14 protein-coding genes are annotated in these 20478 nt (G+C 34.9%); 7 read left to right on the top strand and 7 right to left on the bottom strand.

Annotated features, from left to right (window positions below):
* Window positions 1–64: 64 nt before the first annotated feature.
* The 3 genes from OZP07_RS17105 (at window position 65) to OZP07_RS17095 (ending at window position 6517) form a co-directional block, all read left to right on the top strand.
* The gene (locus OZP07_RS17105) at window positions 65–1018 is read left to right on the top strand and encodes an AAA family ATPase (RefSeq protein ID WP_194640774.1); all 954 of its coding nucleotides are present in this window, start codon (window positions 65–67) and stop codon (window positions 1016–1018) included.
* Window positions 1019–1348: 330 nt separating this feature from the next.
* A complete protein-coding gene (locus OZP07_RS17100; protein WP_281636062.1) occupies window positions 1349–4123 on the top strand; it encodes a bifunctional aconitate hydratase 2/2-methylisocitrate dehydratase in 2775 nt (924 codons plus the stop codon).
* 126 nt (window positions 4124–4249) lie between these two features.
* Window positions 4250–6517: an aconitate hydratase gene (locus OZP07_RS17095; RefSeq protein WP_281636061.1), complete on the top strand. Its 2268-nt coding sequence runs from the start codon at window positions 4250–4252 to the stop codon at window positions 6515–6517.
* 578 nt (window positions 6518–7095) lie between these two features.
* Here OZP07_RS17095 and OZP07_RS17090 read toward each other — a convergent pair.
* The 3 genes from OZP07_RS17090 to OZP07_RS17080 form a co-directional block, all read right to left on the bottom strand.
* A complete protein-coding gene (locus OZP07_RS17090) occupies window positions 7096–8898 on the bottom strand; it encodes an NACHT domain-containing protein (protein ID WP_281636060.1) in 1803 nt (600 codons plus the stop codon).
* A gap of 160 nt (window positions 8899–9058) precedes the next feature.
* Entirely contained in the window at window positions 9059–9421 is a 363-nt protein-coding gene (locus OZP07_RS17085; protein ID WP_281636059.1) for a transcriptional regulator, read from the bottom strand.
* Between the two features lie 355 nt (window positions 9422–9776).
* Window positions 9777–10274: a hypothetical protein gene (locus OZP07_RS17080; protein WP_281636058.1), complete on the bottom strand. Its 498-nt coding sequence runs from the start codon at window positions 10272–10274 to the stop codon at window positions 9777–9779.
* Window positions 10275–10752: 478 nt separating this feature from the next.
* Here OZP07_RS17080 and trhA point away from each other — a divergent pair, with 478 nt between their 5' ends.
* The 3 genes from trhA (at window position 10753) to OZP07_RS17065 (ending at window position 14567) form a co-directional block, all read left to right on the top strand.
* On the top strand, window positions 10753–11385 hold the full coding sequence (gene trhA / locus OZP07_RS17075; RefSeq protein ID WP_281636057.1) for a PAQR family membrane homeostasis protein TrhA: 633 nt from the start codon (window positions 10753–10755) through the stop codon (window positions 11383–11385).
* 214 nt (window positions 11386–11599) lie between these two features.
* The gene (locus tag OZP07_RS17070; protein WP_281636056.1) at window positions 11600–13009 is read left to right on the top strand and encodes a peptidoglycan endopeptidase; all 1410 of its coding nucleotides are present in this window, start codon (window positions 11600–11602) and stop codon (window positions 13007–13009) included.
* Between the two features lie 148 nt (window positions 13010–13157).
* Window positions 13158–14567 (top strand): APC family permease, encoded by a 1410-nt coding sequence (locus OZP07_RS17065; protein ID WP_281636055.1) that lies wholly within the window; start codon window positions 13158–13160, stop codon window positions 14565–14567.
* 227 nt (window positions 14568–14794) lie between these two features.
* Here the strand turns inward: OZP07_RS17065 and ald are convergent, their stop codons facing one another.
* Complete coding sequence (gene ald / locus OZP07_RS17060; RefSeq protein ID WP_281636054.1) at window positions 14795–15919, bottom strand: alanine dehydrogenase; 1125 nt, start codon at window positions 15917–15919, stop codon at window positions 14795–14797.
* A 211-nt stretch (window positions 15920–16130) separates the two neighbouring features.
* Here ald and OZP07_RS17055 point away from each other — a divergent pair, with 211 nt between their 5' ends.
* A complete protein-coding gene (locus OZP07_RS17055; RefSeq protein ID WP_115813425.1) occupies window positions 16131–16589 on the top strand; it encodes an Lrp/AsnC family transcriptional regulator in 459 nt (152 codons plus the stop codon).
* Between the two features lie 57 nt (window positions 16590–16646).
* Here the strand turns inward: OZP07_RS17055 and OZP07_RS17050 are convergent, their stop codons facing one another.
* From OZP07_RS17050 to OZP07_RS17040, 3 genes are all read right to left on the bottom strand, one after another.
* On the bottom strand, window positions 16647–17036 hold the full coding sequence (locus OZP07_RS17050; RefSeq protein ID WP_194640783.1) for a DUF1801 domain-containing protein: 390 nt from the start codon (window positions 17034–17036) through the stop codon (window positions 16647–16649).
* Window positions 17037–17354: 318 nt separating this feature from the next.
* On the bottom strand, window positions 17355–19124 hold the full coding sequence (locus OZP07_RS17045; protein ID WP_281636053.1) for a DUF885 domain-containing protein: 1770 nt from the start codon (window positions 19122–19124) through the stop codon (window positions 17355–17357).
* A gap of 37 nt (window positions 19125–19161) precedes the next feature.
* Complete coding sequence (locus tag OZP07_RS17040) at window positions 19162–20475, bottom strand: amidohydrolase family protein (RefSeq protein WP_281636052.1); 1314 nt, start codon at window positions 20473–20475, stop codon at window positions 19162–19164.
* Window positions 20476–20478 lie beyond the last annotated feature (3 nt).

Raw genomic sequence — 20478 nt, 5'->3', positions numbered from 1 at the left:
AAAGAGTTAGTTTTATGTTTTCATAGTACTAACTCTTTTTTAATTAAAAAAAAATAATATAAAAATGTCGGATGTAACAGCGATACAAAATTTAGTTCAGAAGCGTAATGAATTAAAAAAAGAAATATCTAAAATTATTGTAGGCCAAGAAGCTGTTGTTGATCAGATTTTGCTATGTATTTTTTCAGGAGGACATGCCTTGTTAGTAGGAGTTCCTGGACTTGCTAAGACTTTGTTGGTGAATACTTTGGCGCAGGCTTTAGGTCTGGATTTTAAAAGAATTCAATTTACTCCTGATTTAATGCCTTCAGATATATTAGGGAGTGAAATATTGGATGAAAACAGGCAGTTTAAATTTATTAAAGGGCCTATATTTTCAAATATTATTCTGGCAGATGAAATCAATAGAACGCCTCCAAAGACGCAGGCGGCTTTATTAGAAGCAATGCAGGAACGTTCGGTTACTATTGCTGGCGCAAACCATAAACTGAGTCTGCCTTATTTTGTTTTGGCTACACAAAACCCAATAGAACAGGAGGGGACTTATCCATTGCCTGAAGCACAGTTAGACCGATTTATGTTTGCGATAAAACTTGAGTATCCATCTTTTGAAGAAGAAGTGCAAGTTGTGAAAAGAACTACTGCAGATGTCGATACAAAGGTGAATGCATTATTTACTGCTCAGGAAATTATTGATTTTCAGCATTTGATCCGCCGTATTCCAGTTGCAGATAATGTAGTGGAATATGCAGTTGGGTTAGTAAGTAAAACACGTCCTGATAATAAACTGTCTAATGAATTTGTGAAAAATTATCTGGATTGGGGTGCGGGTCCAAGAGCTTCGCAGAATTTGATTTTGGCAGCCAAAGCAAATGCGGCTTTTCATGGTAAATTTTCTCCGGATATAGAAGATGTAAAAGCTGTTGCAGTTGGTATCCTGCGACATAGAATTATTAAAAACTATAAAGCAGATGCCGAAGGAATTTCTGAGGAAATGATAATTGGAAAGCTTGTTTAAAAGTAAAAAATAATAGATTATTGAAAAGTGCTGCATTCTAATGGGAATGTGGTACTTTTTGTTTAACAATAGTTTTTCTTTTTGTTAAAATCCATTTCTGAATTATTGAATTTGTAAAATTGACAGACTAAACATGCTTATTTCTTATTTTAACGCAGTGAAATCATTTATTTTGCAATAATTTTTTTTGAAAAATGGACATCTATTAAATTTCTTTAAATTATCATCTTTAATTATTAAATTTGCAGGACAAAAAAATAAAAAACACTTAATTATTATGGCTTTAATATTGAAATACTCAATAAAAGAGCCATTAACCTGACTTTAATTATGAATATTTATAGCGACTACATCAAGGAGATCGAAGAACGTAAAGTTCAGGGACTCCACCCAAAGCCAATTGACGATGCTGCATTGGTAAGTGAAATCATTGCACAAATCAAAGATTTAGATAATGCTAATCGAGAAGACTCTCTTAAATTTTTTATTTATAACACTTTGCCTGGAACTACTAGCGCAGCTGGTGAGAAAGCTAAGTTTTTAAAAGAAATTATTCTTGGTGAATCTGTAGTAGCGGAAATCACGCCTGCTTTTGCATTTGAATTGTTGTCACATATGAAAGGCGGACCTTCAATTGAAGTACTTCTTGATTTGGCTTTAGGAAATGATGCTGCTATTGCAAAACAAGCTGCGGAAGTTCTTAAAACGCAGGTTTTCCTTTATGATGCAGATACAGATCGTTTAAAAGAGGCATTCAAAAACGGTAATACTATCGCTAAAGAAATTATAGAAAGTTACGCAAAAGCGGAATTCTTTACTAAACTTCCAGAAGTTGCTGAAGAAATTAAGGTGGTAACTTTTATCGCTGGTGAAGGTGATATTTCTACAGATTTACTTTCTCCAGGAAATCAGGCACACTCACGTTCAGATCGTGAATTACATGGTAAATGTATGATTACTCCTCAGGCACAGGAGGAAATTAAAGCACTTCAGGCACAGCACCCTGATAAATCGGTGATGCTGATTGCTGAAAAAGGTACAATGGGAGTTGGTTCTTCTCGTATGTCAGGAGTAAACAATGTGGCACTTTGGACAGGTAAACAAGCAAGCCCATACGTTCCATTTGTTAATTTTGCTCCGATTGTTGGAGGTACAAACGGTATTTCTCCAATTTTCTTAACAACAGTTGATGTTACCGGAGGTATCGGTCTTGATCTTAAAAACTGGGTTAAAAAAACAGATGCATCAGGGAATGTTGTTCGTAACGAAAGCGGAGAGCCGGTTTTAGAGCAGGCATATTCTGTAGCTACAGGAACTGTTTTAACAATCAATACAAAAACTAAAAAATTATACAATGGCGATAAAGAATTAATTGATATAGCTAAAGCTTTCACTCCTCAAAAAATGGAATTCATTAAAGCGGGCGGGTCTTATGCGATTGTATTTGGTAAAAAATTACAAACATTCGCAGCGAAAGTTTTAGGAATTGATATTCCATTAGTATTTGCTCCATCAAAAGAGATTTCTCACGAAGGACAAGGTCTTACTGCGGTTGAAAAAATCTTCAACAGAAACGCTGTAGGAACTACTCCGGGTAAAATATTACACGCTGGTTCTGATGTTCGTGTAGAAGTAAACATCGTAGGTTCTCAGGATACTACAGGTCTTATGACTTCTCAGGAATTAGAAGCTATGGCGGCTACTGTGATTTCGCCAATCCTTGATGGTGCTTACCAATCAGGTTGTCACACTGCATCTGTATGGGATAAAAAAGCGCAGGCAAATATTCCTAAATTGATGAAATTCATGAACAACTTTGGTTTAATTACTGCACGTGATCCAAAAGGTGTCTATCACTCAATGACGGACGTAATCCATAAAGTTCTTAATGATATTACAATTGATGACTGGGCTATCATTATTGGTGGTGACTCTCATACGAGAATGTCAAAAGGTGTTGCTTTTGGTGCTGACTCAGGAACTGTTGCTCTTGCACTTGCTACTGGTGAAGCTTCTATGCCAATTCCGGATTCTGTAAAGGTGACTTTCAAGGGAGAAATGAAAGAATACATGGATTTCCGTGATGTGGTTCATGCTACTCAGGCTCAGATGCTGAAACAATTTGGTGGTGAGAACGTTTTCCAAGGAAGAATTATCGAGGTTCACATTGGAACTCTTACTGCTGATCAGGCATTTACATTTACTGACTGGTCTGCGGAAATGAAAGCAAAAGCATCTATCTGTATTTCTGAAGATGATACTTTGATTGAATCATTGGAAATTGCGAAAAGCAGAATTCAAATTATGATTGACAAAGGAATGGATAATCACAATCAAGTTCTTCAGGGATTGATTAATAAAGCAGATAAGAGAATTGCTGAGATTAAATCTGGTGAAAAACCAGCTTTAACTCCAGATGCAAATGCTAAATATTATGCTGAAGTTGTTGTTGATCTTGATGTGATTGCAGAGCCAATGATTGCTGATCCAGACGTAAATAATGCTGATGTTTCTAAAAGATATACTCACGATACAATCAGACCTCTTTCTTTTTATGGAGGAGATAAAAAAGTAGATCTTGGATTTATTGGTTCTTGTATGGTTCACAAAGGTGATATGAAAATCCTTGCTCAGATGCTTAAAAATATTGAAGCTCAAAACGGTAAAGTAGAATTTAAAGCACCTCTTGTAGTAGCGCCTCCTACTTATAACATCGTTGATGAATTGAAAGCTGAAGGTGACTGGGAAGTTTTACAGAAATATTCAGGTTTCGAATTTGACGATAATGCACCGAAAGCTGCAGCACGTACTGAATACGAAAAAATGTTGTATTTAGAGCGTCCAGGCTGTAATCTTTGTATGGGTAACCAGGAAAAAGCAGCTAAAGGAGATACTGTAATGGCAACTTCAACGCGTCTTTTCCAAGGAAGAGTTGTGGAAGATACTGATGCTAAAAAAGGAGAGTCTTTATTATCATCTACTCCAGTTGTAGTACTGTCAACAGTACTTGGAAGAACTCCAACAATTGAAGAATATATTGCTGCTGTTGATGGTATCAACTTGACTAAGTTTGCGCCTTCTCACAAGCAGTTAGTGAATAGTTAATATAATTTTTCTATCATAATTTAGAAGCCCGAGTCATAAACTCGGGCTTTTTGTTTAATAACTGCTCTATTTTTTGTAAATTGTAGGGTTTAAAATAAATTAATAATTAACAATACTGTAAATCTTATGGCTTTTGATATTGAAATGATTAAAAAAGTGTACGCAGATATGCCTTTACGTGTAGATGCGGCACGTGAGATAGTTGGCCGTCCGCTTACTTTAACGGAGAAAATTTTATACAGTCACCTTTGGGACGAAACTGCTAAACAGGCATACGGAAGAGGTATTGATTATGTTGATTTTGCTCCGGACAGAGTTGCCTGCCAAGATGCAACTGCTCAGATGGCATTACTTCAGTTTATGCATGCCGGTAAATCTAAAGCGGCAGTTCCTACAACGGTCCATTGTGACCACCTGATTCAGGCCAAAGTCGGTGCTTCTGCAGATTTAGCTGTGGCGAATACACAGTCGAAAGAAGTTTTTGATTTTCTGTCATCTGTTTCAAATAAATATGGAATCGGATTCTGGAAACCAGGGTCAGGAATTATTCATCAGATTGTTTTGGAAAATTATGCTTTTCCAGGAGGAATGATGATTGGTACGGATTCGCATACGGTAAATGCCGGCGGATTAGGGATGCTGGCTATTGGAGTGGGAGGTGCTGATGCTGTAGATGTAATGTCCGGAATGTCTTGGGAGTTGAAATTTCCGAAATTAATCGGAGTAAAATTAACTGGAAAACTATCTGGCTGGACTGCTCCGAAAGATGTTATTTTAAAGGTAGCCGATATTCTTACTGTAAAAGGAGGGACAGGAGCTATTGTTGAATATTTTGGCGAAGGCGCTACTTCCATGTCATGTACAGGAAAAGGGACTATCTGTAATATGGGAGCCGAAATTGGTGCTACAACTTCTACATTTGGCTATGACGATTCCATGCGCAGGTATTTAGCTGCTACAGGCCGGCAGGATGTTGTTGATGCTGCAGATAAAGTTGCTTCTTATTTGACCGCAGATCCAGAAGTATATGCTAATCCATCACAGTATTTTGATCAGCTTATTGAAATTAATTTATCCGAATTGGAACCGCATATCAACGGGCCTTTCACACCAGACCGCGGAACACCAGTTTCTAAAATGAAAGCAGAAGCTGCAGCAAACGGCTGGCCAATAAAAGTAGAATGGGGATTAATTGGCTCCTGTACAAACTCCTCGTATGAAGATATGGCACGTGCGGCTTCAATTGTAAACCAAGCTGTTGAGCATGGAATCACTCCAAAAGCAGAGTTTGGTATCAATCCAGGGTCGGAACAGATTCGTTACACTATCGAAAGAGACGGTATCATCGCCACTTTCGAAAAATTGGGAACTAAAGTATTTACAAATGCCTGCGGACCTTGTATCGGGCAATGGGATAGAGCTGGTGCTGACAAAGGAGAGAAAAATACAATCGTACATTCATTCAACCGTAATTTCTCCAAAAGAGCTGACGGTAATCCAAATACACACGCTTTTGTAACATCGCCGGAAATGGTTGCTGCGTTGGCAATTTCAGGAAGATTGGATTTCAATCCGCTGACTGATACATTGATTAATGATAACGGTGATGAAGTGAAATTAATCGCTCCTTATGGTGACGAATTACCGAAAAGAGGTTTTGATGTTGAGGATGCTGGTTTTCAGGCACCGGCCGAAGACGGATCAAATGTTCAGGTAAATGTAAGTCCGACTTCAGACCGTCTGCAGTTATTGGCTCCATTCGAAGCCTGGGATGGTAAAAATATTGCTGGAGCAAAATTATTGATTAAAGCTTTTGGAAAATGTACTACCGACCACATTTCTATGGCAGGACCATGGCTGCGTTTCCGCGGGCATTTGGATAATATTTCTAACAATATGCTGATTGGAGCTGTCAATGCATTCAATCAGACTGCAAATTCAGTTAAAAACCAATTGACAGGTACTTATGAAGCTGTTCCTGCTGTGGCGCGTGCTTACAAAGCTGCTGGAATTCCTTCGGTTGTTGTGGGGGATCATAATTATGGAGAAGGTTCATCTCGTGAACATGCTGCAATGGAGCCTCGTTTCTTGGGTGTAAAAGCTGTTCTGGTTAAATCATTTGCCCGTATCCACGAAACCAATCTAAAAAAACAAGGATTATTGGGATTAACATTCGCAAACGAAGCCGATTATGACAAAATTCAGGAAGACGATACCATCAACTTTATTGATTTAGTTGATTTTGCTCCTGGAAAACCATTAAGCTTGGAATTGGTTCACGCTGACGGAAGCAAAGAAATAATCTTGGCAAACCATACTTATAATGCAAGTCAAATTGGCTGGTTCAAAGCTGGTTCAGCCTTAAACTTAATCGCTGCTGAGGCTAATGCGTAAGCGTTTAAAATTTTTATAGTAGAAACTCTCAAGGCAACTTGGGAGTTTTTTTATGAGAGGGTTTGAAAAATTTTGATCTGATTGCTCGATTATATAAAAAACTGTTGTGTACGATAGCGGATTTACAATCATAAGTGTTCGGAACAAGAATTTTAATTGCCTCCAGCTTTAGCTGGAGTTTACTAAATTCAGAGATAAATTGGCTTTAGCCAAAAAACATCTGCTTTGTTTGGCTAAAGCCTTTTATTGTTTCAAAATCACAATCCTCCAGCTGAAGCTGGAGGCAAGCCAATAATAAACTCAGGTTTCGAACACTTATGATTGTAAATTAGGGCTATCAGGTTTGCGGATGCTCTTTGCGGGCACAGAAAAAATTTATGCGCTATCGTTGCCGAGACATATCAAGGGCTTTCGGGCTATTCTACCAACTTTTCTAAAACAATTTCTTTTCTGTAAGCATTAAATGAGATTGAAAAAAACACATTAAACTTGGCTATAAGGTTTTGTCTGTTTGTTTCAGAGTATTGATTTGCTAAAATGTTATAACTATTTACAACTTCTCTGAGTACAGTACTTTTTTAAACATCTAATAAATCTTCGGTATTTTCATTCTCCTCTGCAATATCTTTCTTTACTTTTTCTAAACCATTTTTCAATTCTTTCATAAAGACTAATGACTTATCAATAATTCCACAATTTTTTAAATAAATAGACTTTTCAATTTGAGCTTTTTCACTTCCCTCATCAAATCGTATGTATTTTTCATTGTTTATTTCTATCATTTCTTGGAAAGATAGTTTTAATTGATTTACACACGAATTCAGTTCTTCGAAAGATGTAACAATACTTTTTAGTTGAAAAAAAGCTAAATAAGAATCGTAAATTAAGTTTTTTTCACTGTAACCACCTATTGTATTTGTTTCAGAGTTAATCATAAATTTTATACCAAATTCTTTCAATAAATTAAATGTCAGTTTATCTGGTTTAGTTGAATCAACTCTTTTTATAAAATCTTCAGTATTTGGAATTAAAAATAACTTCGAAAAGTAAATTTTATCATTTTCATAACATAATTTATAGAGGTTTAAATTACCTCCATTTGTATGTTTGCGTTGCTGAAGAAATTTTTCACCATAAACTTTAGATTTTTGCTCTTCATTTAGACTTTTAATTAAAATAGCAGTAAAATATTCTTGTAAAGATTTATGTGGAAAAGTATATTCAGTTCCGTCCTGAATCATTATTGCAATTGAAACCGTTAGATCGTAAATAAGATTCTCTATTTCTAAATTTAGTTTTAGTTTTTCAAGTATTTTTTTAAGTCTCTCCTTTAAGTATTCTTCATCAAAACTATATTTTCCTTTAAAAATAGTTACATAAGAAAACCATTTTAAAATATTTTCAAAGTCATCATTTTTTAAGCCTGATTTTCTTTCGTGTAACCAAAATCCTTTTTTCGTAAAGGCATCATGTTTAGTACACAGCGTATCAAAAACATTTGAATAAAATTTACTCTTATATTTGGGCAATTCTGGATAAGTATTAAATGTGAAAATAAACATCGATAATAAAAGAGGGTTTGAAAGATACTCTTTATAATCTTTATTTTCAGATTTTTTTACGATAGAGAGAATTGTCTCGACAGATTCTAAATCTTCATAATTTTTGAATTGTAATCTTATGAAACTTTCTATTTGTTTATTGTTTAAAGATTGTACATAAAAATTATCAAATCGTTGTAATGATTCTGCATTAGATCCTGGTCTTGATGTTACTACAAAAGTGTTTTTACTATATGTGTCGACAAATTCCTCAATATCTACAGTGATTCTATCCTTTGCTGAAGAATAAATTTCATCGTAACCATCAAGTAAAAAAATAAAATTTCCTTCTTTTAAAATTCTATCAACTAATTTTTCAGAATTAGCTAATTCATTTTTTGTCAAAATACTTGTTATGTAGTCATAAATTTTACCTTGATAATCTGTTAGATTTCGAAGTTCAATTATGATAGGAATTCTATATGATTGATTAACCGTTGAAAGAAATATATGTTTCATTAACATACTTTTTCCCGATCCTGCATTTCCAATCAAGGTGATAAAATTATATTTACTTAAAATTTTTTTTAGGTCAGAGTTAGTTTCAAAAATTTCGTTTTTATTTTTAATATTGACAGGAAAGAAGATATCATAAAAATCAATTTTTTCTTCTCGATAAATAAAAGTTTTAGTTTTTGAAAATTTATCATAAAAATTATCAATGTATTCTGGTAAACCATTATCGAAAATATGCAAAAATTCATCTTTGAAACCTTTACTTAATTTCATTAATGGGTCTTTAAATATTGAAAGAAGTGTTAATCCGATTGATGTTGCCATATGTTTTATGTTCGTTTTTTTTAGTATTGCACACAACTAGTTTATATACTCAATTTTTACTCATTTGTTGAGTTTAGCTATCTTTATTTGACTGGCTTTGCTCAATAGTCGTCAGTTTTGTTTTCCCAAATATAGTTGATTTAACTCAATTTAACTTAGGTTATTTTTTAATCATTTCCCGCAGGGTTTCCATCTGAATCTCCATTTTTTGTAGGAGCGCCTCTTTCTGGGCAAGTTCTTCTTTTAGGGCTTTTTCGCGAGTGGTTTCAAAACGATAGGGCAGGTATTCACCCAAGTGCGCAATAAAATTGTAGTTCATTGCCATACTGAGTTTCCATATAATGGCAAACTGCAAGGACTCTTTCTTGAAATATTCGTTCAATCCCGTAGGGAGTATGCCTAGTGCTCTGGCAACATCGGCTTTCTTGATTTTATTCTGGGTAATGTGATAATGGATAAAATTGCCAATCGCTGGGTAATGTTCCCCTTTTCCATTCTTGTATTTGTTGCTGGTCGATATCATCTTTTGTGTGTTTAAGGTTAGGAATACCTAGTGTTTTTCTAAAAAAGTAGTGCTAAACACTAATAGTGTTGGTTGGAACTACATGGTTTATTGGTTCAAACTACATATTCTGTTGGTTCGAACTACATATACTATTGGTTTAAACTATATGCTTTATTGGTTCTAATACCATATAGTATAGGTGCAAACTAGCTGTTCTATTGGTTCGACGAACCAATAAAGCAGGTTTAAACTACCTATATTGTTGGTTCGAACTACATACAATTGCTTTTGAATAACAAAAAAGAACGGCAAAAAAATCGCCTCTTTTATTTCAAAAGAGGCGATTGCGGTTATTTTTAAGCAAATTGTTTTGCTACACCGCTGGTAGTACGGGCGGTACCGTAACGGCATTTCCGCCGCTAGTGGCAAAACGTTTTTTGAGTTGATCGACGATGCTGTCTGCTCCCTGAACTCCGGCATCGGCTGCTGATCCAAAGGATTTGTACAGCGCCAGTGCTACACTGTAGGCCTCACTGCCTGCCAGCATTTTGGTGTCTTCAATGCGCTCACAAAGCTGGTTGGCCAAACCCGAGATTTCATCCAGTTGCGTAAAAAGTGTTAAATCATTTTGCATATTCGCCACCGAAAGATAAGACGGAACAAGCGTTGGGTTGTTTACTGCCGCATTAATGGCATCTTCGGTAAACGCTTTGTTGGCGACATCAACAGTGTTTAGTGATTTTCTCTCGTCGGCGGTTAACCCCACCAGAAACGGAAGATTGGTTAGAATAGTTTGGAAAGCGGCTTTGACTGCCGTTACCTGTGCTGCCGTAGCAGTGGCGTTTACGCGATTGTTAAGCAAATTTGACATAAAATAGTTTTTTAATGGTTATTGTACTAATAGTTTACAAAATCAAATCTAAACTATTCTTACTTTTTCAAATAGTTTTTTTCTGTCAATTTTTGTATATTTTGTTAAATGTGTAAGTAAAAAGTTATGTATATGAATAAATTGATGGAATTTTATGGAAATACTGTTGTAGTCTTGACAGAGGAGTAATCTGAGAACTAAATATTAAAGCTTAAGCTCACGGCATTCGCATTTAAAAAAAGATAAATACGAATTTCACCAATTAACACTAATTCTTATCAAAATTGAAATCAAATTTTACAACTTTTACAGTTTCGAATATTTTGTGTAATTAAACAGCAATCTTCATTCGTGCAGATTAGTGTAATTCGTGTCAGAAACTTTTAAAAGGGAATGCCGTGGCTTAAGCTTCGGTATGCTTGAAATTAAATGATGAAATCGTATCTTTATTGAAATTAAAAGTGTAAAAATAAATACGATGTCAACCAGAATCCAAACCCGCAAAGAAGAATTAGCAAACGGAATTTCACACATTCTGGGGATACTATTTTGTTTAACAGGAATGCCTTTGCTTATTGCAAAAGCATCTGAACACCACAATTTAATAACAGAATCGTCAGTTATAGTTTTCGGAATAGGAATGATGCTTGTGTATTTGTTTTCATCTTTGTATCATTTAGTACAAAAACAAAAATCGAAACAGTTGCTTAAAATAGCCGATCATATCAGTATTTACTATCTGATTGCAGGTACTTACTCGCCACTCATGGTTATTTATCTGAATAAGGAAACGGCGCTGCTATTTTTAGGAACAATGTGGTCGATAGTCTTGTTGGGGACATTTTTTAAGATTTTTTACATTGACCGTTTTAAGTTTATTTCTGTTGCATTGTATTTAATGATGGGCTGGATGATTGTTTTTGTTATAAAACCGTTATGGGGCGTAATTCCATTTTCGGTATTTATGTGGATTCTTGCAGGCGGATTGAGTTATACTGTGGGAGTATTTTTTTATATCAAAGGGGACAAAAATTATTTTCACACTATTTGGCATTTCTTCGTGCTCATGGGGACAATATTTCATTACGCAGCGATTTTAGAAAGTTTATGAAAAGGTTAAAGTGTTTAATTTTGTGTTAATATTAACGATAAAAGGCTGATATTTTTATTTTTTTTAAGAATTTTAGCCTGTTTTTAGTTTTTGTTTCTGTTTAATAAGTTATATTTGTAATTCTTCAAAAAAAAGTTGAAAACCAGACACACAAATAGTATAACCCCCTCAAAAAATGTGTGTATTGTTGAAAATGAGGAATAAATAAAGAACGATGAAGTACTTAAGATTAATTGTTACAGCCTTTTTTTTATGCAGTATAAGCGTTTTTTCACAAGATAATAACATTCAGCATTCTATAGTAAAAGGGGAAACAATTTCTAGTATTGCTCAAAAATACAATGTTTCGATTGCTTCAATTTATAAGTTAAATCCCAAAGCTAAAAAAACACTGCATCTCAATCAGGTATTACTGATTCCAAATTCTGAATCGAAAAAAGAGAATGATCAGACAGTTTCCGATGCTGAAAAAATAACTCAGATTACTCACCAGGTGCAGTCTAAAGAAACATTATACGGAATTACAAAACAATTTAAAACTACAACTGAGCTGCTCTACAAAGCAAATCCTAAATTAGAAACAGAAGGATTGAAAATAGGACAGACTATTAATATTCCATCAAATTTAACCAAGAAAGAAATAGCCGATTTGTCTAATTCAAAGGCAGAAGAAACTGCTGAAAATACGGAATCTTTAACGCATATAGTGAAACCAAAAGAATCTTTGTATGCAATCGCAAAGAAGTACGGTATAACCTTGAAAGAACTGCAGGATGCCAATCCTAAAATAGGGAAGAAGGGCTTAAGTCTAGGTCAGGTAATTGTGATTCCTAGTAATGGAAAATCGGCATCAAAAGAGTTAGCTGTAAAAGAAACTAAGTCTGAAACAGAAACTCTTCCGGTTGCAGCGGCTGAAAAAAAAGAAATTGTTCCAGCTGAAAATAAAAATAAGGAGAAGATTACAATTGAAGAATCTCAAGTTCCAACTTCTGAAATCATTCATGAAGTTTTGACTAAAGAAACTAAATATGGAATTGCAAAAAAATATGGCATAACCGTAGCAGCATTAGAAAAACAGAATCCTGCCATTAAGCAAAAATTAGAAGTTGGTGCAAAATTAAGTATTCAGGTTCCTAATAACGCTGTCGAGAATCAAATAAAAAAAGAAGATGGAACTGCTTTAGTTCAATCTGAAAAACAAGCTGACACTACAACTACAGGGCTGACTATTGCAAATGAAGACCTGATTGCTCAAATCATTCAGTCAGCATCAGATAAGATAGGAACCAGATATAGAAGCGGAGGGACTACAACTGCAGGATTCGATTGTTCAGGTTTCATGTATTCTACTTTTGGTGCATTTGATATAAAACTGCCAAGATCTTCCATTGAACAATCTGCAATTGGTGAAAAGATTGATGATGAAAATGCACAGAAAGGAGATCTGATTTTCTTTAAAACTAACGGAAGACGTCATATTAATCATGTGGGAATGGTTATAGAAGTTAATGAAGATGAAATAAAATTTATCCATTCTTCGACACATTCAGGAGTAATTATTTCTTCTACAAAAGAGCCGTATTATCACCGTAATTTTGCACAGGTGAACCGGATACTTAAATAGCTTTTAAAAATAAATTTATCAAAACTCTTAAGGAAACTTAAGGGTTTTTTGTTTTTAGGATTTAATCTTTTTCTGAGTATAGATACTAGTATTAGCCATTTTCAAAAAAAAGTATATCTTTAGCCAACCAAAAAAATAAACCAAAAAAATGGAAGAAAACAAACCAGGAGAATTTAAAAGAGAACTCGGATTATTAGACGGAACTATGCTTGTCGTAGGGTCGATGATAGGTTCTGGGATATTTATTGTGAGTGCAGATATCGCAAGACAAGTTGGATCTGCGGGCTGGTTAATACTGATATGGCTTATTTCGGGCTTAATTACGATGATCGCTGCTGTTAGTTACGGAGAATTGAGTGCTATGTTTCCTAATGCTGGAGGGCAGTATGTTTACCTAAAAGAAGCTTACAATAAGTTAATCGCTTTTCTGTACGGCTGGAGTTTCTTTGCTGTAATTCAAACTGGAACTATTGCTGCTGTAGGTGTAGGATTTTCTAAATTTTCGGCCTATTTATATCCGCCTTTAAGTGATGAAAATGTTTTGTATGAGCTGGGTGCTTTCAAACTGAATGCAGCACAAATCGTTTCGATAATAACCATTGTTTTGTTGACTTATGTAAATAGCCGCGGGGTGAAAAACAGCAAAATTCTTCAGACGGTTTTGACGATAATTAAAATTTTATCATTGTTTGGATTAATCATCTTCGGATTTATTTTGGCTGCCAAATCGGATATTTGGAATGCTAACTGGGCTGATACATGGGGTTCAAGAGCTTTTGATGCTGACAGTGAATCTTGGAGTTCTATTGGCGGAACAGCTTTGCTGACTGGAATTTCGGCAGCAATGGTTGGTTCTTTATTTTCCAGTGATGCTTGGGTGGGAGTAACTTTTATTGCAGGAGAAATTAAAAATCCAAAACGCAATGTTGGCTTAAGTTTGTTTTTAGGTACATTGATTGTAACTATTATTTATATATTAACGAATTTGATGTATCTGGCAGTTATTCCAATGCAGGAAATTGCCACAGCAAAATCTGACAGAGTTGCGGTCGTTGCTTCTCAATATACTTTTGGGGATATGGGGACAATTATAATTGCCCTGATGATTATGATTTCGACTTTTGCGTGTAATAACGGACTGATTATGGCAGGAGCCAGAGTGTATTACACAATGGCTAAAGATGGTTTGTTTTTAAAGAAAGCAGCCAATCTTAATGAGGCAAGCGTTCCAGCATGGGCTTTATGGGTGCAGTGTGTATGGGCATCGGTATTATGTTTGACTGGAAAATATGGTGATCTGCTTGATTTTGTAATTATCATCGTATTGATTTTTTACATACTTACAATTTACGGAATCTTTATTCTCAGAAAGAAAATGCCGGAGGCTGAAAGACCTTACAAAGCTTTTGGATATCCATTCTTGCCGCTTGTGTATATAATTGTAGCGATTGCAATTTGTATTGGATTACTGCTTACTAAATTTTCTACCTGCGGATGGGGAGTATTGATTATGCTGACAGGTATTCCAGTGTATTATTTGACTAAACCTAAGGAATAGTATTCAGATTTCAGAGAATAGATTGCTGTTTTTAAATATGATATAGGAATCCGTCTCTAGTGGCGGATTTTTTTGTTTTTGACTGTTTTTGCTGTTTCTTTTTACTATTTGTAAATTGCTGAATAAGTCTAATGTTTTCTGCTTCAAATTATAATCAGACTAAAAACAGAAAACCCGTTTTGTTCTTCAAAACGGGTTTTTCCTGCGTAGTAAGCACTTATTTAATATTAACAAACTGCGTTTTCTAATACTAACTCTTCATTAAAAGGAAGATTCCAAGCTTCGGCAACTCCTTTATAAAGGATTTTTCCGTTGGCAATGTTTAATCCTTTTTTTAGTTCTTCGTTTTCGGCACAGGCTTTCTGCCATCCTTTGTTTGCCAATTGTACTGCATAAGGCAAAGTAGCATTAGTAAGTGCAAGTGTCGAAGTATAAGGAACTGCGCCTGGCATATTTGCCACGCAGTAATGTACAATATCGTCAATAATGAAAGTTGGGTTTTCGTGAGTGGTAGGGGAGCAGGTTTCAATACATCCTCCTTGATCCACGGCTACATCAACAAGAACGGTTCCCGGACGCATAGATTTTAGCATGTCGCGTTTAATAAGATGTGGCGCTTTAGCACCAGGAATCAATACAGCTCCAATGATTAAATCAGTATCTGTAATTGCTTTTTTAATGTTATAACTGTTAGACATTATAGTCGTAACATTAGCAGGCATAATATCATCTAATTGACGTAAACGAGGTAAGCTTACATCCATAATAGTGACTTGAGCTCCTAAACCTGCGGCCATCTTTGCAGCTTGAGTTCCTACTATACCTCCGCCTAGTACTAATACTTTTGCCGGAGGAACACCTGGAACACCGCCAAGAAGAATTCCTCTTCCTTTTAATGGTTTTTCTAAATATTTCGCACCTTCCTGAATAGACATACGCCCTGCAACTTCAGACATTGGAACTAATAACGGCAAACTGCGGTCTGTTTTTTCAACAGTTTCATATGCCAGACAGATGGCCTGACGCTCAATCATTGCGTGAGTTAGCGGTTCTGATGATGCAAAGTGGAAGTATGTAAAAAGTAACTGGTCTTTTTTGATAAGAGGATATTCTGAAGCGATTGGCTCTTTTACTTTGATAATCATTTCAGCGATTGCATAAACCTCTTCAATCGTCGGTAAAATAACAGCGCCGGCAGCAGTATATTCTTCATCGGCAAAACCGCTTCCTTCGCCTGCGGCTGCCTGAACATAAACGCTATGTCCATTATTTATCATTTCAGCAGCACCTGCTGGAGTTAGGGCAACTCGATTTTCATTATTCTTAATTTCTTTAGGAACACCGATTATCATAACTTATGTTTTAAGTGGTTGATTTAATATTACATTACAAATTTAGGAGATAAAGAAAAATTTTGTTTAATGGATGTTAAAATAAGAAAATATTATTTTTATTTAGTATTTTAGCATGAAATAATTCTTTATTTGGCAGTTTTATGAATATTAAAAAGAAAATTTATCGGATTATTTTGTTATAAATTAATTTATAAAATTTGTTTTTGTTATGATTTTAGATGAAAATGACAGAAAAATACTTCGTCTCCTGCAGGAAGATGCACATTTGACATTAAAAGACATTTCGAATCAAATAAATCTTTCGCTCACTCCAGTTCATGACAGAGTTAAACGTCTTGAAAAAGAGGGTGTTATTGAACGTTATGTATCTATATTGAACAAGAAAAAACTAGGTAAAAACCTCACTGTTTATTGCCAGGTGACTTTGGTGAAACAGACGTTTGATATTTCGGATAGTTTTAATCGTGCAATATTAGATTTACCTGAGGTTGTTGAATGTAATTTTGTTTCGGGTAGTTTTGATTATATGCTCAAAATTGTGCTGCCAGACATGGAAAGTTATCATCATTTTCATCAGATGAAATTATCCATTTTGCCGGAAGTATCTTTGATAAACAGTTTTTTTATTATTTCAGAAGTGAAGAGTACAACGGTTTTGCCAATATGAAAAGTATCAATAGGAATGTCTTTTGGGATTTTAGAAAATCTTTTTGAGTTAGTTTTTTTATTTTAACCTTTCCAGATGTCCTTTACGTTTTATAATGTTTTTATAATCCCATTGAATTTCTCTTGATTTTTTCAGCCAGCGGGACAGATCATCTAAATTAACCTGGTCTGCGGAAGTATAGCGGATATCAGCAGCCTTAAATTTTCCTTCTTTTTGAAGTTTTTCTTCTTCAAAAGTATCACCGCTCCAAAATAAAAGCCGTAAGCTGTCTTTGAGTTTGCCGTAGCCTACAATTGGATTTCCGTCGATGAACCAAACTGGGATGGCATGCCAGATTTTATTTTCGGCTTCGGTTAGTTCGCTGTCAATAGCAGTGGCAATCAGGTCACAAATTGCTTTGTCAGTTTCAGTTTGTTTGTCGTTATATTCTTTAGTATCCTTATTCATTTTTAGAGTACAATTTATTTGGACATGCTATTTTTTCACTAGTTGGGAGAAATGGAAATTCTGACTGCATATTATTCTAATCTTTGTTTCGATTATTCAAATATAATAAAAAATGTTTTGGAATATTGAATTATATGTATTTGATAATGTGGTGTATGTATAAATTGTTTTGCGATAATTTTACTGGTTTATTGTGGGGTATTGTTTAACAGGAAGACTGTTTTTTGATTGCAGATGCAACTGAAATAAAAATAAACCTCGCTCTAAATATTTAAAGCGAGGTCATTTTGTGTAATTGTCTAAATGTTTATTTGATAACTATTTTAACATTCGTTCACGAATATATTTTACAGGAGAACTGCCAAAACTTAGGAATGTCTCATGAAAATCTTTTAAACTGTATTTATTGCCCATTTTCTTTTGATAATCATCTCTAAGCTGTTGAATGGCTGTAGAACCACTATAGTAAGAGCAAAGCTGCACCTGAGAAACCGTAGCACGATGATATTTTTCCTCAACCTGCTGCTCGGTTTGAAAACATTCTTTTGATAACAGTTTTACGATATCTTCTTTTGATTTGTTTAAACATTGAATATCATAATCGATGATAACGTTACCCAATTCTCGAAGTTTCCAGACTCCTAATGCTAATTCAATTTCTGGCTGATGATTACCCCAGCCTTCATCAATCATCATTGTTTCACAATATACTGCCCAACCTTCAATCATAGCACCATTTTGGAAAACAGAACGTAATACATCTGGAGATTTTTTGTTATTGTAAATTCCCTGTAAGCAATGTCCTGGAACCGCTTCATGTATGGATAATATCTGCGAAGAGTAGGAATTGGTTTCGCACAAAGCACTTTCGGCCTTTGCTGGAGTATATTGAGTCAGGTCGTCTATATTGTAATATGTTGTTCCTTTTTTTTGGTAAGGAGGAATAAATTCAGCATTAGCCAAAGCAAAACCTCTGGCATATTCTGGCATGTATCTCACCTTGATTGGAGGAGAAACAGTATCAAAGTCGAATAATTTTTTTTCAATGATAAACTTTTTCAATTGAGTTACTTGGTCTTTCAGTGATTTATAAAAATTAGCAGGAGTAGGATGGTTAAGCTGCATTTTGCTTAAAACCATCCTGATTACTTCTAAACTGTCTTTTGGTTTGGTTTGAGCTGGATAATATTTCGTCCATACCTTACTTGCAGTAACATACATTTTGTTATGATAGAATTTTTTGGCAGCAATCGCTTTTGCATAAATCTGTTCTGGAGTAAAATCAGTTGCTAAATCGTATTTGAATTTTTCAGCAAACAGTTTTTTACCGATGCGGTAATCTTTGAATTTAAAATTTTTATCAGCACCTATTTTTTCCAAACCGCTTACATAACCTTTCATTGCAGTGGTTGCTTTAATGATGTTTTTTTGCAAACTTTCTTTTTCGGTTACAGTCAAATGGGAAGCTGCAATAGAATCTGTGAGTGATTTGCCAAATACTCCTAATCCGCCTTTGTTTTGGCTGACAGCCATTTCCAAATGTTCTTTGGTTGGTTGTTTTAAATTCTCTAAGGCAGCTTTGTAGAAAGCATCAGAGTTTTCCAGATACTTGGTTAGTATTCTCAATCGTTCATCTAGTGATGCATACGGCTGGTTAATGATGTAATCACAAGAGCCGCTGATATTATAGACAGAAGCATCCCATTCCTGTTGTTTAAAAACGGTAGTGTACCAAATATCGCTTTCCAATTGATTCTTGATGATATTACTGCTGATTTTATTATTATCGCTCAGCTGATTATAGTCCAAAGAAGCTAAATCGGCTAACCATTTTTTTGAGAAAGAAACATTATCTGCAAAAGTGGCAGCATTAGGCACCACCAATTTGTCATAATATTTGCCATAACCTACACCTATAGAGCCTGAAGGATATTGTTTCCAATAAGCATCTAAAAAATCAGTTTCAAAAGCCGTAAAGTTCTTATCTGTCGTATTACCGTTATTTTCTTTTTTATTCGAATTGCAGCTGACTAGAGTACTGGCAATACCCAGCATAATAAGAATAAGTTTAGTGAATTTTATTTTCATAAATGTCGTTGTTTAATTAATGTTTTTTAGAATTCAATTACAGTTGATTGTATTTTCCTTTGAATTTTTTGTTTAAAGCACTTTGATGAGTCTCTAAACTGATTGCTCTCCCTTGAATGAATGCTTGCGTCAATTTATTGGTTCTCATATCCAAAGCATCACCTTCTGAAATAAATAAAGTAGCATCTTTACCCAATTCCAATGTTCCGCATAAAGTATCAATTCCTAAAATTTTTGCAGTATTGGATGTTATTAACTCTAAAGCTGTTTCCTTATCCAAACCGTAGGCGGCACAAGTACCAGCAAGAAAAGGTAAATTTCGGGTATTCATTCTTTCGTGATCACCACTATTTTCCAAACCAACTAAAATTCCTTTGTCTGTTAATATTTTTGCCAATTTATATGGCAGATCAATATCATTATCAGCTTTCTCAGGCATATCATGTACACGTCTTAAAAGAACACTAATATTGTTTTTTTGAAGTAAATCACTGGTTTTATAAGCTTCATAGCCGCCTACAATAACCATTTTGGGAATTCCATTGCTTTTTGCTAATTGAACTGCATCAATAATTTGTTTTTCTTCATCTGCATGGATATATAATGTCTGAGATCCATTAAATAAGCCCTTTGCAGCCTCTAAAATCTGATTTTTCTCTTTGGGTGTATCTAAAGAATATGCTTTTGAATTGGATAAAAACGAATTAATTTCTTCTATTTGATTTTTATAATCTTTGTTAGGTTCACTAACTCCAGGCTCAAACCAGCTGCCGCTTTTTTTGTAACTGGCTGGGAATTCAAGGTGTATTCCGTCATTTTCTTTTAGTATGGCATCTCTCCAGCTCCAGGCATCCAGCTGAACAATAGATGAAGTACCGGATATGCGTCCGCCTCTTGGGGTAATCTGAGCTAATAATATTCCATTTGGACGAACAGTCTCAATCACTTTTGATTCGGAATTATAAGCGATAATACTTCTCACATGTGGATTAAACTGGCCAATTTCATCCTCATCATCGGATGATTTCACGGCATCAATTTCTACTAGTCCCAGAGTGGAGTTTGGAGCAATAAATCCTGGATAAACGTGTTTTCCGCTGGCATCAATAGTAGTGTCATAAGCGTCTTTTGCTATGCGTATGGCAGCAGCATCAGCAACTAAAATAAGTTTTCCGTCTTTAAATCCAATTGCACTGTTTTCTATGACTTTTCCATTACCTAAATGGGCGGTGGCATTGAGTATTAATATGGATTTTGTTTGTTTTGGTGCTGGTATCTGTTGTGCTTTTGTAGTTATTGATAAAAGAAATACCAATAATACGGTCACTTTATAGGTGTGTTTTATTTTCATGTT

This window comes from Flavobacterium marginilacus, assembly GCF_026870155.1.
GTDB classification, from domain to species: Bacteria; Bacteroidota; Bacteroidia; order Flavobacteriales; family Flavobacteriaceae; genus Flavobacterium; species Flavobacterium marginilacus.
The sequence above is the reverse complement of the archived record's forward strand: the minus strand, read 5'-3'. Positions and strand labels throughout refer to the sequence as shown.

Excerpts from the sequence above, each read along its gene's own strand:
- OZP07_RS17105 (WP_194640774.1), top strand. The coding sequence starts at position 65 with ATGTCGGATGTAACAGCGATACAAAATTTAGTTCAGAAGCGTAATGAA.
- OZP07_RS17100 (WP_281636062.1), top strand. The coding sequence starts at position 1,349 with ATGAATATTTATAGCGACTACATCAAGGAGATCGAAGAACGTAAAGTT.
- OZP07_RS17095 (WP_281636061.1), top strand. The coding sequence starts at position 4,250 with ATGGCTTTTGATATTGAAATGATTAAAAAAGTGTACGCAGATATGCCT.
- OZP07_RS17090 (WP_281636060.1), bottom strand. The coding sequence starts at position 8,898 with ATGGCAACATCAATCGGATTAACACTTCTTTCAATATTTAAAGACCCA.
- OZP07_RS17085 (WP_281636059.1), bottom strand. The coding sequence starts at position 9,421 with ATGATATCGACCAGCAACAAATACAAGAATGGAAAAGGGGAACATTAC.
- OZP07_RS17080 (WP_281636058.1), bottom strand. The coding sequence starts at position 10,274 with ATGTCAAATTTGCTTAACAATCGCGTAAACGCCACTGCTACGGCAGCA.
- trhA (WP_281636057.1), top strand. The coding sequence starts at position 10,753 with ATGTCAACCAGAATCCAAACCCGCAAAGAAGAATTAGCAAACGGAATT.
- OZP07_RS17070 (WP_281636056.1), top strand. The coding sequence starts at position 11,600 with ATGAAGTACTTAAGATTAATTGTTACAGCCTTTTTTTTATGCAGTATA.
- OZP07_RS17065 (WP_281636055.1), top strand. The coding sequence starts at position 13,158 with ATGGAAGAAAACAAACCAGGAGAATTTAAAAGAGAACTCGGATTATTA.
- ald (WP_281636054.1), bottom strand. The coding sequence starts at position 15,919 with ATGATAATCGGTGTTCCTAAAGAAATTAAGAATAATGAAAATCGAGTT.
- OZP07_RS17055 (WP_115813425.1), top strand. The coding sequence starts at position 16,131 with ATGATTTTAGATGAAAATGACAGAAAAATACTTCGTCTCCTGCAGGAA.
- OZP07_RS17050 (WP_194640783.1), bottom strand. The coding sequence starts at position 17,036 with ATGAATAAGGATACTAAAGAATATAACGACAAACAAACTGAAACTGAC.
- OZP07_RS17045 (WP_281636053.1), bottom strand. The coding sequence starts at position 19,124 with ATGAAAATAAAATTCACTAAACTTATTCTTATTATGCTGGGTATTGCC.
- OZP07_RS17040 (WP_281636052.1), bottom strand. The coding sequence starts at position 20,475 with ATGAAAATAAAACACACCTATAAAGTGACCGTATTATTGGTATTTCTT.